Here is a 13,491-nt window from a genome sequence, read left to right as displayed (position 1 = left end):
CCAATACGGGCCGTTGTGGCCATGCATCCCATCCGATCCGCACACAGTCACGCCCACCCCGTATCAGCCCACGACCGCACCCGCGGGCCCGACCGACGGCAACGGCGTACACATGGGCGTGGACACCGGACCCGGCCCCGGCAACGGGAACGGCACCCCCATCGTCCCGGTCCCCGGCGGGCTACCGGCAGCCGGCAAACCGGTTGCCCCGGCACCGATCCCGTCGATCCCCGCCACCGCCGACGCGCCCACACCAGCGCCACAACACCCCGCCGCGCCGACGCGGTCGCCAGCTCCGGGGCTGCAACAGCAGGTCGATACAACCGCCCCGCACACCGCGCAGCCCGCCATACCCAACGACGGCACCAGCCCGATGACCACCGACCTACTCGCCGTCGCGTCGGCCGGTCTGGTGGTCGGCGCAACCTGGCGACTACGACTGCACGGCCAGAACACTGCCGCTGCCGCCAACGGCGGGTCACTACTGCAACCCACACCTGCAGCGCTTGTCGAACCACACAACGGACTGAGCAAAGACGGCATCAAACCCACAGCACCGGTCCAAGGCGGCGTCACCCCCACACCTCAGCCAGCGCCGGCCCCAGCACCCGATACCAACAACAACGACAGTGGTGACGGCGGTGGCGACCAATCCGGCAACAACGGTGGCGATAGCGGCGGCGCAAACACCGGCCCAGCCAACAACACCGGCGGCACAGCAGGCGGCGCCACGGCAGGCGGGCTGGGCACCGGCGGCACAGCAGGCGGTGCCGGTGCTGCCGGCGGCGGGAGCGGCACGGTCGGTGGTGTGGGCGGCGGGCCGCATAATCAGCTAATCGACATCGGGATCCCGACTGATGACCCCGCACTCGAAGAGCTATACATTGCGCTACAGGCGTTTATGGACAAGTTCGGCCCCCAGATCGCTGCATTCATCGAGTCTTTGGCCGGCGGCTTTTTCAACCCGGAAAAGGTCATCGCCGGCATCATCGGGATTCTTGCCCCTGCTCTGGCCCGTGATGCGAAACTCCTCGAACAAGCCATCCGATGGTGGATAGACAACGGCGGCCTGACCCCACACCCACCCGGGCCCGGACAATCCCAGCCCGCCGCACCCGGCACCGACCCCCAAGCCCCGGCGATTCCCATGCCCGCCTATCCCAAACCGCCGGGGATCTCAAAAGGCGACGTTCCACATCCGCCGGTCCCAGCGGTTCCAATTCCCACTATTCCTGCCAGCCCCGACCAGCCAGCGCCCCCTGCTGAAGCTGGTCCCACTGAGCAGTCAAACCAGGCGCCGACGGCGCCCAGCAATGCGCAACAGGGTCCAACAACGTCAACCAGACCATCTACCGAGCCCGCCCCCGCTGAGGTGCCTAAAGGCCCCAAAGATGCAAAATTAGATTGGAAAGACGGAGCCCAATCACCAGGACCAGACTGGCAATGGAGAGGGAACGGGCCGCCCTCATCGAACAAGGGGAGCTGGTTCAACCCGCGCACGGGTGAGTCGCTGCACCCAGATCTAAATCATGAGGAGCCGATAGGGCCGCACTATGATTGGAAAGACTCAAACGGCAATCAATGGCGAGTTTTCCCAGATGGCACCATCGAGCCCAAAGCAACAACGAAAGTCAACTAGTGAACATTAACGGATCGAAGTTGTGCAAGGTAGCGGACGATGACCGCAGACTAATTCGGCACCTACTAGCCACGGTCGACGACTACTCAGTCGCGTTTCGGCCAGAGACGTTGCCGACGCTACATGGTTGGACCTCGTATATTTGTTACGGCACGGTGGAGCCTCCATCATATCGGTCAATAGAGCGCGGATTCGGATCACGGGGGATCGAGGGGAATCCTTTTGATTCTTTAGATTCCATCGGTCGGACCGGCCCTTTTCCATACGGAGTATATGCAGATTGCCCAACTCTCCCCGCTGAATCGGTTCCTCCTTCCGCGGATATCGACTACTTCACTCTGGGGACAGACAATATAATCTGGTATGAAGGGATCCGAAACATAGACTCCCAGCCACTGTCCCGGGTCATGTCCGCGGCCATGTATGGCACGCCTACGGTCGCCTTACTCGGCGCCGCCAGCAGCAACCACGGCAAAGCGGTCAAATTGGGCCGTGACGAGTTGTCCGTGATTTGCAATTCAGCTTTTGGCATCGTGCTCACGATTTGTGACGACGATGCGGTCTTAGTCGTGCTCAATGACGCTGCATCCGAGTCGGTTTCAGCACCCGCGCTCCGGTTGGCGGAAGAATAGTTGGCCTGGCTGGGGTAGTTCAGCGGCGCACCACACGCACCGTCTTGGTCATCGATATCGACGTCGATGACGAGCTCCTCGAGTCATAGGCCAGTCAGGATTGTCACTCCTGAATGGCGGACGTCTTATGCAAGGCAGGAGTTTGACGGTGAGTAAGCGCACCGCCACGGCGAACGACGGCAGTCCCAGCAGGTGCCAATGCCCTTGCCACACAAGGGGACTAACGGCGTTGCACGTTGTCCCTTGCTGCGGCCCTCTCGCGGCGGGCCGTTGCCACGCCTGCGGCGAGACACGCTGTGACGGTGCGTGCACAGACGGCATCCGGTAGCCGTCGTCGCACTGCAGGTGGCCTAATGGCCCTCCAGTAGCCAGCCCCGGCCGCCGATGCTACATTGCAAATTCACTATAGTAATTTTCGAGCATCAGGGGCACCTATGAAGCGCATCGTCACCGCAGCCGTCGCCACCACGGCCATCGCCGCCGGCATCACCGCAGCGATCGGGACGGGAACAGCCGCGGCTCGCACATACGACGAGCACGGCATCAAACTCACCAAGTCCCAGACCGCTGCCGTCGCCGCCAATGGCTGGGGCAGTGCCGCCGCGGGCCTTCCGTCGATCCCCAACCTGATCTACAACCCGACGTTCGGGCAGATCATTCAAAGCAACGCCAACCAGGCCGCCGCGCACGGAACCTGCATCGAGATCGGAGTCGGGCTCAACCCGGCCGGCAACAGTGACTACGTCAAGCTCTTCCACAACCCGGCCGCCTGCGCACCCTAAATCTGCCTGTGCCGGCGGATAGATCAAGCCAACGACCGAAGCCGTCCGTCGCCACCGGCGGGCATGAGAGTGGATGGAGTATCAAATTGCGCCGATTTGCAGCGCTCGCGGCGGCCTTCGTCGCCGCAAGCTGTTCAGTACTGTTCGGGGCGGCGGTCGCGTCGGCCGGCACCGTCGTCACGATGGGCGGCGGGTCGGGGATCATGATCCCGCTGAGTGCATCGACAGGTGATGCGTGCACGCTGACCACCATCGGTCATTCCGACGGTCGACTCATCGGCCTGACCGCCGCGCACTGCTTCACGCCCGGCAAGTCGGTCAATGTGTACTCCGAGACTCAGCCGCGTGCGGGCGTGCTCGGACACGCGACCTACATCAACCGCGGCCTGGACTACGCAGTTATCCAGTTCGACCCCAACAAGGTTCGACCGTCCGCCAGCGTCGGCGGTGTTGTCATCGCCGGAGTCTCGACTGCGCCCCTTGTATTTCCGGAGGTGGCCTGCAAGACCGGTCGCACCACCGCCACCACCTGCGGGGTGGTGTGGATCTCAGATGGCACGATCCATACGACTCAGATCTGCACCGCCAAGGGCGATTCCGGCGCGCCCATCGTGGTCGGCGACAAGCTGGTCGGCATGGTCCATGGGGTCTACCGCATTGCGGGACAATATGTTCCGTGCGTGGCCCCTGAGGCCGGCCCCAACATCGGGCCGATCCTCAGCGACATGAATCGCCACGGCTACCCGCACTTCGCGCCTGCCTGACTAGACGCAGAGGCGTCATCTGTTGCCGAAGGCGAACTGAAGCGCTTTGCGGGAGAGGCATCCCCGCCTACGTAAGAGGTTCGTGCCGGCCGTGGTCGTGGCTGGGAACGATCGTGATCCGTTGCCGAATGGCGACGAGTCGGTGCAGGGTCTCCCATGCGGCGTCGCGGTCGGCGTCGGCGAGTAGCCCTGGGTAGGACGCCTTTTGGCGAAACCGCTCGAGCTGGATCCGCCCCCACACGGCATCGCCCGCAAGCAAGATCGGACCGGACGATGTCTGCGCCAGGATCCCGATACTGGCGGGGGTATGCCCGGGCAGATCGACGAGAATGACCGATCGGTCGCCGAACAGGTCGAGGCTGCGGGGGAATGTCAGGATGGGCGGACCATCGAGGTCGTAAAGGTTGACCGGTCTGTTCCGGATGGCCGAACGCACGCCGCCTTGCGGCGCAATCGGTCCGCTCATCGCCCAGGTGTGTTCGGGACGATGGAGATGGACCGGGAGTCCGTCTAGGTCGAGTAGCCCGGCGACGTGATCCCAGTGCAGATGCGTGGGCAACGCGAAGTCGATGCCGGCGGCGTCGATGTTCGCGAGTTCGAGTGCTTCCCGAATAGCGATCACATCGCGCCGGGGCGTCACCGCTACCCGGAGAAGCCACGGCAATTCGGCCACTGCGCGATCGATGACATCGACGCAGACACCGGGATCGACCAGGAAGGTTGCGCGCGGGTGGCGAATAACGAACGCGTTCAAAGCATTAGCGGTCCGTCCTGGTCGCCAGACCCCTTCGGCGATCGCGGGAGTCGGCACCGCGCGCGGTCGCTGCGGTAGCGTTATCACCTCGACAGTCGTTGCGGCCGTGGGCAATCCGTTGTCGGCCAGACTTGCCAAGAATTGCTGATCGGGCCGCCGTGGACGGACGACGCCGACGGGCAGGCCGGCAAATGCCCGGCAGCATGTCAGCAGGTCCGGTTTGGCGACATCCGCGGCTGTCATTCAGTACTCCTCTGCTCCGAACGACCATCGCACGTCAGCGCGCAGCGAGCAACCTTTGAGGTAATATTCTTGCCCATGAGGCAAGACACGAGTGAGTAGGGTTATCCCGTGCCAGAGCCTGAACACCGAGATGACAGCTGGATCGGCCGGCGAGTCGGCGAGCATCGACGAGAACGCAACTGGACCCTCACCACGCTTGCCGACAAAGTCAGGTTGTCCACCACGCAGCTCTCGCGCATCGAGTCCGGCGTTCGGCAGCCCTCTCTCGGCACCCTCATCGAGATCGCCCAGGCGTTCGGTGTCTCCCTCAGCCAGCTCGTCGATGAGCAGTACACCGCCCCCTATCACCTCACGCGCTCGGCCGACCGCGTCGAACGGGCGAGTGCGAATGGGCTTCTTGCCCTGCTCAGCGGTAGCTTTCCGGGACTCGAGGCCGTCCACCTCACGCTCACCGGTGCGACGGAAGCGCCCGACAGCCGCCACGGTGGGGAGGAATGGCTCTACGTGTTGACCGGCAGCGTGGACATTCGGATCGGAACCGAGGCCCTCACGCTCGCGCCGGGCGACGCCATCCACTTCCCGTCGCGCACCACGCACCGCGTCCAGAACTCGAGCGACCTACCCGCCGAGATCCTGGTCGTTGCCACGCCCGCCAACCGCTGACCGATCGTGGACGCTCCGTGGCGGGCGTTGTGAGCACAGCCGCGGCCGCGCGACACGAGTGTCGGACGAACGACTGACAGCACCGAAAGTATTGGGCCAGAGCGTCATTCAGGCAACGTACTTTCGCCTCTCCAGTTCGACCGGCCACCGTCGGCCTGGATACCTTCAGCACGCAATTCAGGGCCGAGTACCTCGGCCGATCCGATGTTGAGGGGTCTGTTGACGATGAGTTCACTACGTAGATTCGTACTGGCGTTGCTGCTGGCACTGGGATTGGTCGCCGCACCGATCGCGGCCGGCGGAATCGCTGCCGCCGGGCCGAATCCGTGCGCGGTGCAGGAAGCCGCGCTCGCTGCGGTCAATGGCCGGACCGCCGTGCATAACGCGCGTTGGACCCCGACCAAGCCGAGAGGCGAGGCGGAGGCGTACAACGCCGAGGCCGCGCAACTCAACTCCGAGGGCGCGTTCGCGGCCAGTGCGGTGTCGGCGTGCTACCTGATGAACGGCATCGACAAGCCGATCGAACGCACGCCGCCCGGGCCGCCGAATCAGAATCAGCGGCCGTCGAATCCCACTGCCCCGCAGCCGAAACCGCAGCCGAAGCCGCGATCGATCCCGACGCCGAATCGGGGAGTTCAGCCGTCGCCGAACAACCCGACACCGACCTACCCGAACCCGAAGCCGGTCAACAATCCTGCTGTCGCCCAGGACAAGCTGTACGACTCACTGGTCCCGGGATCGCGACTGACGCAGTTCCGCGATGGCGGAAACGTTCTGCTGAACCCGATGATGAACCGCGCGGCGACCGGCCAGACCTCGCTGGTCACCGGCAGCATGACGCAGAATGTGGGCACCGCGGCCAGCCCGAAGATCAACCCGCCCGGATGGGATCCGAGCCGCGCCTGGGGACCCGGCAATTACGGCCCGCAGGCGCTGCAGCGATTGCATCTGTTGGCGCGGTCGGCGGGCGGCACCGGCGATGACGCTCGCAACCTGATCACCGGGACCAAGGCCGCGAACGATGCGATGCAGGCGATCGAGGCCAGGGTCGTTGCGGCCGCACGCGGCGGCGAGGCCGTCTGGTACAACGTGACTCCGATCTACGGCAACGGATACGCCAAGCCGCCCACGCAGATCGCGGTCGGCGCGGTCGGTGCCCGGACCGGCGTCATCGACTTCAAGATCATCCCGAATATCCCGTAAGGTCCGAATATGTCGCTCGAAGAATTGGTTTCGCTCGTGCCGCCGCCAAAGGCGGTACCTCACTACGACTTTGACGCCGCCCAGGCTGCGGTGGGATTCGTCCTGCCCGACGACTACAAGCAGCTCGTCGGCACCTACGGCGAGGGGTCGCTCGGCGGCTACCTGGGGCTGATGGCTCCGACGCCGGACGACCTGATCGCCGGCGGCGCGTATTGCCGGCAGTCGCTGACCGACCTGCGCGGCACATACGGCCACCATCAGTGGATCCACCCGGACGGTTCCACCGTTCCGATGGCGATCGAGGACGTCGACCCCGTGCCGTACTACGGCTGGGGCGGCGCCCCCGGCGGCGAAACCGGCTACTGGCATATGACCGGGGACGACCCGAACGCCTGGGCGGCCGTGGTCATTGGTGACGGCCTGACGAACGACTACCACCCCGGAGGGTTGGTCGCCTATCTCGCCGACCTCGTCGCCGGGCGATTCCCGACGCAGGTATTCGGCGACGACGCGCTGGAGCTCATTCGCGACGGATTCGTGCCGAGGCCGGCCTAACGCTCGGGGGCTCTGAAAAGACGACAGCGACCCGCGGCAATCGAGCCGCGGGTCGCTGTCGTTCGGGATCTAGCGAGTGAAGGTCGCGGGGCGACGCGCGCGGCGCCGACCGGATGCCTGCGACGCGGTGCCGGCAGCTGCGCGGTCGGAACCGCCACGTCCGGAGGCGGTGGCCCGCCCGGCACCGCCGGAACGTCCGCTGCCGCCTGTGCGTCCGCTGCCGCCCGAATGCGCGGCACCGCCGGAGCGATTGGACTGCGACTGCCCCGTGCGGCGGCCTGATCCGTCGCGATTCGCGGATCCGCCGCGATGTGCGGAGCGATCAGCCGAACGTCGACCGGCATCGTCGCGGTCGGCCGGCTTGCGACGCCGGCGTCCCTGGCCGGAGCCCGCAGCCTTGGGGCGGTTGCCGGCGGATGGGCGCTCGGTGGGCAAGGGGCCGTGCACCTTGGCGGCCACCTCGCCGACCAGATCCGTGACGGCGGGCGACGTGGACGACACGGAATCGATGTCGGCGGTGACGCCGGCGGCACGCATCAGCTTCTGCACATCGCGACGCTGATCGGGCGTCGAGATGGTGACGACGGTGCCCGCGGCGCCGGCGCGTGCCGTGCGGCCGGAGCGGTGCAGATACGACTTGTGCTCGGTCGGCGGATCGACGTGGACGACCAGCTCGACGTCATCGACGTGGACGCCGCGCGCAGCGACATCGGTGGCCACCAGCACGCGGACGCTCCCGGCCGAGAAGGCCGCAAGGTTGCGGTCACGGGCGTTCTGCGACAGGTTGCCGTGCAGATCTACCGCCGGAATACCCTCGGCCGTCAGCGATTTCGCGAGCTTGCGGGCGTGATGCTTGGTGCGGGTGAACAGCACCCGGCGTCCGGTGCCAGAGGCCAGCGTCGACACCAACTGCTTCTTGGCGCCCGGGTCGGCGACCGCGAACACGCGGTGCTCCATGGACGACACGGCGGCCTTCGGCTCGTCGACCGAATGCGTGACGGGATTGTTCAGGTAGGCCTTGACGATCTTGTCGACGCCGTTGTCGAGCGTCGCGGAGAACAGCAGGCGCTGGCCGCTCGGGGTGGCGTTGAGGATCTTGCGCACCGTGGGCAGGAAGCCGAGGTCGGCCATGTGGTCGGCCTCGTCGAGCACGGTGACCGCCACGGTCGACAGCGAGACGACGCCCTGCCGCAGCAGGTCCTCGAGCCGGCCGGGGCAGGCGATGACGATGTCGACGCCGGCCGCGAGCGCGCGCTCCTGGCGCTGCTGCGGAACGCCGCCGTAGATGACGGTGGTGTTCAGGCCGAGCGCCTCGGCGAGCGGCTGCACCGTGTTGTTGATCTGGGTGGCGAGCTCCCGGGTCGGCGCGAGCACCAGGCCGCGCGGCTTGCGGGCGGCCCGACGGGCGGCGCCGGCCGCAGCCAGGCGGCTGACGAGCGGCAACGCGAACGCGAGCGTCTTGCCGGACCCGGTGCGGCCGCGGCCGAGCACGTCGCGGCCGCTCAAGGAGTCGGGAAGGGTCTTGGTCTGGATCGGAAAAGGAGCTGTGATGCCCTGTGCGGTAAGCGATGTGCAAACGGCTGCGGGCACGCCGAGATCGGCGAAGGTAGTCATGCGAAGTGTCTTTCTGGCATGTGGGCCCGGCGCCAATTTTTGGTGGCCGGGTGCGGCGCGCGACAGGTGGCGCGCCTGGTCGCCGAGGAAAGTGTGAGATGCGTTCATCGACGCGAGACCGCTGAATATGCAGGTCAAGTAACTCAAAACTAGCACGATTCCGTGCCGGACCGGCTATCGAGTGAGGCACGTCGCACTGGCCGCATGGCGGTGGCCGGCGGTGTGGAGGCCCACCCGACGGAATTTTCAGTTGATCCGGCGGATCCGGACAAAAGGCGTTGCCCGGGGATTTCGTGCAGGCCTAGCCTCGCAACAGGCGTCAGAACATCAACCCGTAAGGGGGCGCTTCTGATGAAGCGACTCGCAGGAGCGTGCATGGCCGCGGCCGGACTGCTGGCACTGGCGGCGTGTTCGAGTAGTTCCAGCCACTCGTCGTCATCCTCGACGTCCTCGGCCGGTGCGAGTCCGCCGACCATTCCGACCGTGCAGCTCACGCCGGCACCGACCGGGACGGTCAGCCTGAAATGGGATCCAACAACGCAACTCGTGTCGGCGACGATCGACATGTCGGGCTTCACTCCGGGCGGCGCGCATGCGATGCATATCCACCCCGGAACCTGCGCGGACCAGACCAAGCCCCCATCGGTGCCGTTCGCCGATATCACCGCGGACAGCTTCGGGGTGATCAAGCAGACGGTGGAATCGAAGACGAAGGTCCCGGACGGTATTCCGGATCATTCCTACCTGAACATCCACTTGGCCCCGATGGCGCAACTGGGCTCGCCGCAGGACGTCAGCTTCACATCGATCTCGTGCGCTGACATCACTCCGGGATCGAATCACGCTGCGCCGGTGCAGCTTACGATGATGCCCTCCGGACGCAACGGCAAGTCGATCACCGGCTCGACGACATTGAGCTATGTGCCGTCGTCGCATCAGTTGACAGTGGGCATCAAAGCCACCGGGCTACCGCCGAATACGGTGCACGCGGCCCATATTCATGACGGCTCCTGCGTGCAGCAGGGCGCGGTGGCCTACAGCCTGCCGGACCTGAAGGCCGATGCATCGGGAAATGCCGCCGAGACGACCACGATCTCCGTGTCCGGGCCGCCACCCGCCACCGGCTGGTATGTCAACGTGCACTTCGGCTCGATGCAGCAGATTCTTCAGGACGGTAAGCCGACCATGCTGTTCGCGCCGATCCTCTGCGGCGACATCCACGGCTGACGCCCGGTCAGAGAGGAACCTTCGTCAGCAGCGGCGTGGTCGGCGCGGGTGACCCGCCGCGCGGTTCGAGGGTGACCGCCAGGACCTGGGCGCCACCGATCGCGTTGATGAGAAGCGGTGGGGCGGCGGCGTTGTCGACCAGTCCTGCGGAGATCGGCGTCGGCGCTTTCCCCACGAGCCAGAACTGGAGTGATCGATCTGCGGGCACCGGGTTGGTGGTCCGGCGCACGATCGCGACGGCCTGATCGTGGGAACGAGAAACGACCAGTGCCAGCGTGCCGCGGCCGTCGTCCAGCGGCGTCGTCTGCATCGTCGCATCGGGCGCGGCCAACACGGCCAGTGTCGGATCGCTCTGGGCTACGGAGGATTTGGTCGACGGCGCGGTCACCCGTCCGATGCCTACTCCCGCCGCGAGCGCGACCGCGATCACCACCGCGGCGGCCGCGATGATGGTCGCGATCCGCCGGCGACGCGACCGAATCGGAATCACCTGGCGAGTGCCCGTCGCGTGGTCGTCCAGGATCCGGCCGCGAAGGTCTGCTGGAGGCGCCGCTGCGTACCGACCCGCGTAGTCGGTCATTGCCGACTGGGTGTCGACGATGTGACGTTGGTAGATCTGGCGTTCCAGGTCCGACAGGGCCGCGAGCGAGGCCTCCATCTCGGCATGCTCGGCGGCGGGCAGGCCGTCGATCGCATACAGCTCGACGTTGTCTTCTATCCAATCGCGGTCAGCCATGCTGGCTCCCCATGCAGAGGCGCAGTCGACGAAGTCCGTCGCGGATGCGCGATTTGATCGTCGGCAGCGGCGTCGCGGTGTGTTCGGCCACCTCCGGATAGCTCAGCCCGCCGAAGTAGGACAGCTCGATGCTGTTGCGCTGCAGATCGGTGAGGCGCCCCAGGCATTGCCGCAGCGTGTCCGATTCTTCTTGTGCCAGAACGGCATCGGTGACGGGGGCGGCCGGGACCGTGCCGTTCTCCGCGATGTACTGAGCGCTGCGGCTGCGTTGCAGCTCCTCGGTTCGGACTCGATCGACGGCTCGACGGTGAGCGATCGTCATCATCCAGGTGGTGACGCTGCCGCGACTCACGTCGTACTCGTGCGCCCGTTGCCAGTACTGCATGTACGACTCCTGCACGACCTCCTCGGCATGGTTGCGGTCGCGGAGTATCCGCAACGCCAGGCCGTAGATGCGGGAACTCGTCCGGTCATAGAGCCGGGCGAAGGCCTCCCGATCGCCGTTGGAGGCTTGGGTCAGCAGGTGCGAGAGATCGACATCGCCGGGTGCGCTCATCGACACGTATCCACCGTACGGACATTCGACGACTCAGGTGGGCTCATCGGCGAGCCGATCGACGGTAGAGGACCAGCGAGGCAGGCACGCACACGACCAGCAGGCCCACGCTCCACAGCACCGAATAGCCGAGTGCGTGCTGTGCGGGCCAACCGCTGGGCACGGGAAAGTCCGGTGGCGCCGCGTTGTGGAATCGCGCCCGCGACACGGTCGCGACGGCGGTCACCGGATTCCACTCCGCGATCGCGCGCAACGGGCCGGGCAGGCTCGCCGCCGAAATAAACGCGCTCGACAGGAAGGTCACCGGGAACATCCACAGGAATCCGACGCTTTGCGCGACCTCGACATTGCGTGCGGCCAGCCCCGTCACCGCCCCCACCCAGGCCATGGCGAGAGCGAAGAGCAGCAGTATCGCGAACGCGATGACGGCGTCGAGAGCGCTGCCGCGAATCCGCCAGCCGATGATGTACCCGCACGCGACCATCACCGCGAGTCCGAGGACCCCGAGCAGCATGTCCGAACTGACGCGTGCAGTGATCACCGCCAACCGCGACATCGGCAGCGTGCGTAGTCGGTTCACGATGCCGTCGGCCATGTCGTTGGCCAGGCCGACAGTGGTGAACGCGGCATTGAAAAGCACTGTCTGAGTGAAGATCCCGGCCATCAGGAACTCGCGGTACGACCCGCCGCCCAGGGTGGCGCCGAAGACGTAGGCGAAGAGGAACACGAACATCAGCGGCTGCACCGTCGCGCCGAGCAACAGCGTGGGGATGCGGCGGACCGTGAGCAGGTTGCGTTCGATCAGGACTGCGGTATCACCGACCATCGACGGCCTCCGTTCGGTCGGCCGATTCGGTCAGCTGCAGGAAGACCGCGTCGAGGGTCGGCGCGGTCACGATCGCGTCGACGATGTTCACGCCGCACTGGTCGAGCGACTTGACGGCGGCGACGGCGCTGCGCGTACCGGCCGCCACCGCCACCTCCCAGTGCGTCGAATCGAGCTGCCGCGGTGATCCGGGGCCGAGCGTCGTCAGTGCCGCGCGGACATCGGCGGCGTGGGACTCGGGCGCGACCTCGACGGTCAGCTGGGCCATGCCGTACTCGGCCTTCAGTTCATCCGGCGTGCCGTGGGCACGGATCGCGCCGTGATCGATCACCGTGATCTGGTCGGCGAGTTCGTCGGCCTCCTCCAGATACTGCGTGGTGAGGAGGATCGTCGTACCCGCGGCCACCAGGTCGCGGACGATGTCCCAGATCTGTCGTCGCCCGCGCGGGTCCAGGCCCGTGGTCGGCTCGTCGAGGATGACCAGGCGGGGTTTGTTGAGCAGCGCGCCGGCGAGATCGAGTCGTCGCCGCATTCCGCCGGAGTAGGTGCGCGCGGGGCGATCCGCCGCGGCCGTGAGGTCCAGCCGGTCGATCATCTCCCGGGCGACGGCCGTCGCCGCTCGCCGTGACATGCCGTAGAGCTGGGCCGTCATCCGCAGGTTTTCGAACCCGGTGAGATTCTGATCGACGGCCGCGTATTGGCCGGAGACGCCGATGATTTCGCGGACCTCGCCGGGGTGCTTCACCGCGTCGACTCCGTCGACGAGGATCTCGCCCGCGTCGGGTCGCAGAAGTGTCGCGACCATCGACACGGTCGTGGTCTTGCCCGCACCGTTGGGCCCCAGCAGCGCATGGACGGTGCCCGGCCGCACGCTCAGGTCCAGTTCGCGTACCGCGATGTGTTCGACACCGCGGCGCGCGGTACCGGAGCGGAACACCTTGGTCACGCCGGAGAGCGTCAACGCGTCCGACGCGGCTGCTTCTTCAGCCGGGACGACCGGCAGCGTGTCCGTGGTTGCCGCTTCGAGGATCTCAGCCATCGTGTGTCGACCCATCGACGTCCCTCCTGGCCGCGGCGGCGTCCTCGGCCTCTGCCATCGCGGCGATCAGGCTGGCCGGCCGCATGTCCCGCCAGTTCTCCTCGACGTAGTTCAGGCAGTCGTCGTGGCCCGCCGGGCCGTGCACCCGGGTCCAGCCGTCAGGCACCGGGGCGAAATCCGGCCACAGCGAGTGTTGACCCTCGTGATTGACGAGCACCAGGAAGGTTCCGTCGGTGTTGTCGAAGGGGTTGGTCATGG

At 66.3% G+C, this 13,491-nt stretch carries 15 protein-coding genes; 8 read left to right on the top strand and 7 right to left on the bottom strand.

The window, feature by feature from the left end; translation table 11 throughout:
* Positions 1-373: 373 nt before the first annotated feature.
* The 4 genes from G341_RS23590 (at position 374) to G341_RS0117930 (ending at position 3,817) form a co-directional block, all read left to right on the top strand.
* Positions 374-1,639 carry a polymorphic toxin type 37 domain-containing protein gene (locus G341_RS23590; protein WP_187329189.1) on the top strand — a complete coding sequence of 422 codons (1,266 nt, stop codon included), beginning with the start codon at positions 374-376 and terminating at the stop codon, positions 1,637-1,639.
* Positions 1,640-2,046: 407 nt separating this feature from the next.
* On the top strand, positions 2,047-2,271 hold the full coding sequence (locus G341_RS0117940) for a hypothetical protein (RefSeq protein ID WP_018180551.1): 225 nt from the start codon (positions 2,047-2,049) through the stop codon (positions 2,269-2,271).
* Between the two features lie 434 nt (positions 2,272-2,705).
* Positions 2,706-3,053: a hypothetical protein gene (locus G341_RS0117935; RefSeq protein WP_018180550.1), complete on the top strand. Its 348-nt coding sequence runs from the start codon at positions 2,706-2,708 to the stop codon at positions 3,051-3,053.
* Between the two features lie 86 nt (positions 3,054-3,139).
* Entirely contained in the window at positions 3,140-3,817 is a 678-nt protein-coding gene (locus tag G341_RS0117930; protein WP_018180549.1) for a trypsin-like serine protease, read from the top strand.
* Between the two features lie 67 nt (positions 3,818-3,884).
* On the opposite strand, the gene G341_RS0117925 is transcribed toward G341_RS0117930, so the two are convergent.
* Positions 3,885-4,814, bottom strand: a complete 930-nt coding sequence (locus G341_RS0117925) for an MBL fold metallo-hydrolase (RefSeq protein ID WP_026303844.1) — start codon at positions 4,812-4,814, stop codon at positions 3,885-3,887.
* 108 nt (positions 4,815-4,922) lie between these two features.
* On the opposite strand from G341_RS0117925, the gene G341_RS0117920 reads away from it, so the two are divergent.
* The 3 genes from G341_RS0117920 (at position 4,923) to G341_RS0117910 (ending at position 7,235) form a co-directional block, all read left to right on the top strand.
* Positions 4,923-5,477, top strand: coding sequence for a helix-turn-helix domain-containing protein (locus G341_RS0117920; protein ID WP_081622593.1), 555 nt, complete (start codon positions 4,923-4,925; stop codon positions 5,475-5,477).
* 225 nt (positions 5,478-5,702) lie between these two features.
* Positions 5,703-6,680, top strand: a complete 978-nt coding sequence (locus G341_RS0117915; protein WP_162140724.1) for a DNA/RNA non-specific endonuclease — start codon at positions 5,703-5,705, stop codon at positions 6,678-6,680.
* 9 nt (positions 6,681-6,689) lie between these two features.
* Positions 6,690-7,235, top strand: coding sequence for a hypothetical protein (locus G341_RS0117910; RefSeq protein WP_018180545.1), 546 nt, complete (start codon positions 6,690-6,692; stop codon positions 7,233-7,235).
* Between the two features lie 69 nt (positions 7,236-7,304).
* On the opposite strand, the gene G341_RS0117905 is transcribed toward G341_RS0117910, so the two are convergent.
* Positions 7,305-8,849: a DEAD/DEAH box helicase gene (locus G341_RS0117905; RefSeq protein WP_051092862.1), complete on the bottom strand. Its 1,545-nt coding sequence runs from the start codon at positions 8,847-8,849 to the stop codon at positions 7,305-7,307.
* Between the two features lie 375 nt (positions 8,850-9,224).
* On the opposite strand from G341_RS0117905, the gene G341_RS0117900 reads away from it, so the two are divergent.
* Complete coding sequence (locus tag G341_RS0117900; RefSeq protein ID WP_018180543.1) at positions 9,225-10,076, top strand: CHRD domain-containing protein; 852 nt, start codon at positions 9,225-9,227, stop codon at positions 10,074-10,076.
* Positions 10,077-10,083: 7 nt separating this feature from the next.
* Here the strand turns inward: G341_RS0117900 and G341_RS0117895 are convergent, their stop codons facing one another.
* From G341_RS0117895 to G341_RS0117875, 5 genes are read right to left on the bottom strand one after another with little or no spacing between them, the layout of a single operon-like run.
* Positions 10,084-10,812, bottom strand: a complete 729-nt coding sequence (locus G341_RS0117895; RefSeq protein ID WP_018180542.1) for an anti-sigma factor — start codon at positions 10,810-10,812, stop codon at positions 10,084-10,086.
* Positions 10,805-11,368, bottom strand: a complete 564-nt coding sequence (gene sigK, locus G341_RS0117890; RefSeq protein ID WP_018180541.1) for an ECF RNA polymerase sigma factor SigK — start codon at positions 11,366-11,368, stop codon at positions 10,805-10,807. Before sigK ends, G341_RS0117895 begins: the two co-directional genes overlap by 8 nt.
* Before the next feature lie 43 nt (positions 11,369-11,411).
* Positions 11,412-12,194, bottom strand: coding sequence for an ABC transporter permease (locus G341_RS0117885; RefSeq protein WP_018180540.1), 783 nt, complete (start codon positions 12,192-12,194; stop codon positions 11,412-11,414).
* On the bottom strand, positions 12,184-13,248 hold the full coding sequence (locus G341_RS22475; RefSeq protein ID WP_081622592.1) for an ABC transporter ATP-binding protein: 1,065 nt from the start codon (positions 13,246-13,248) through the stop codon (positions 12,184-12,186). Before G341_RS22475 ends, G341_RS0117885 begins: the two co-directional genes overlap by 11 nt.
* Entirely contained in the window at positions 13,226-13,489 is a 264-nt protein-coding gene (locus G341_RS0117875; protein WP_026303842.1) for an MbtH family protein, read from the bottom strand. The genes G341_RS22475 and G341_RS0117875 overlap by 23 nt, the downstream gene beginning before the upstream one ends.
* Positions 13,490-13,491 lie beyond the last annotated feature (2 nt).

Source organism: Jongsikchunia kroppenstedtii DSM 45133 (assembly GCF_000380485.1).
GTDB lineage: Bacteria > Actinomycetota > Actinomycetes > Mycobacteriales > Mycobacteriaceae > Jongsikchunia > Jongsikchunia kroppenstedtii.
This window is presented reverse-complemented; position numbering and strand designations above follow the sequence as displayed.

Bases quoted from the DNA above. Each gene is read 5' to 3' on its own strand.
- G341_RS0117925 (WP_026303844.1), bottom strand. From the start codon at position 4,814: ATGACAGCCGCGGATGTCGCCAAACCGGACCTGCTGACATGCTGCCGG.
- G341_RS0117875 (WP_026303842.1), bottom strand. From the start codon at position 13,489: ATGACCAACCCCTTCGACAACACCGACGGAACCTTCCTGGTGCTCGTC.
- G341_RS0117905 (WP_051092862.1), bottom strand. From the start codon at position 8,849: ATGACTACCTTCGCCGATCTCGGCGTGCCCGCAGCCGTTTGCACATCG.
- G341_RS0117935 (WP_018180550.1), top strand. From the start codon at position 2,706: ATGAAGCGCATCGTCACCGCAGCCGTCGCCACCACGGCCATCGCCGCC.
- G341_RS23590 (WP_187329189.1), top strand. From the start codon at position 374: ATGACCACCGACCTACTCGCCGTCGCGTCGGCCGGTCTGGTGGTCGGC.
- G341_RS0117900 (WP_018180543.1), top strand. From the start codon at position 9,225: ATGGCCGCGGCCGGACTGCTGGCACTGGCGGCGTGTTCGAGTAGTTCC.
- G341_RS0117910 (WP_018180545.1), top strand. From the start codon at position 6,690: ATGTCGCTCGAAGAATTGGTTTCGCTCGTGCCGCCGCCAAAGGCGGTA.
- G341_RS0117940 (WP_018180551.1), top strand. From the start codon at position 2,047: ATGTCCGCGGCCATGTATGGCACGCCTACGGTCGCCTTACTCGGCGCC.
- sigK (WP_018180541.1), bottom strand. From the start codon at position 11,368: ATGAGCGCACCCGGCGATGTCGATCTCTCGCACCTGCTGACCCAAGCC.
- G341_RS0117885 (WP_018180540.1), bottom strand. From the start codon at position 12,194: ATGGTCGGTGATACCGCAGTCCTGATCGAACGCAACCTGCTCACGGTC.
- G341_RS0117895 (WP_018180542.1), bottom strand. From the start codon at position 10,812: ATGGCTGACCGCGATTGGATAGAAGACAACGTCGAGCTGTATGCGATC.
- G341_RS0117915 (WP_162140724.1), top strand. From the start codon at position 5,703: ATGAGTTCACTACGTAGATTCGTACTGGCGTTGCTGCTGGCACTGGGA.
- G341_RS22475 (WP_081622592.1), bottom strand. From the start codon at position 13,248: ATGGGTCGACACACGATGGCTGAGATCCTCGAAGCGGCAACCACGGAC.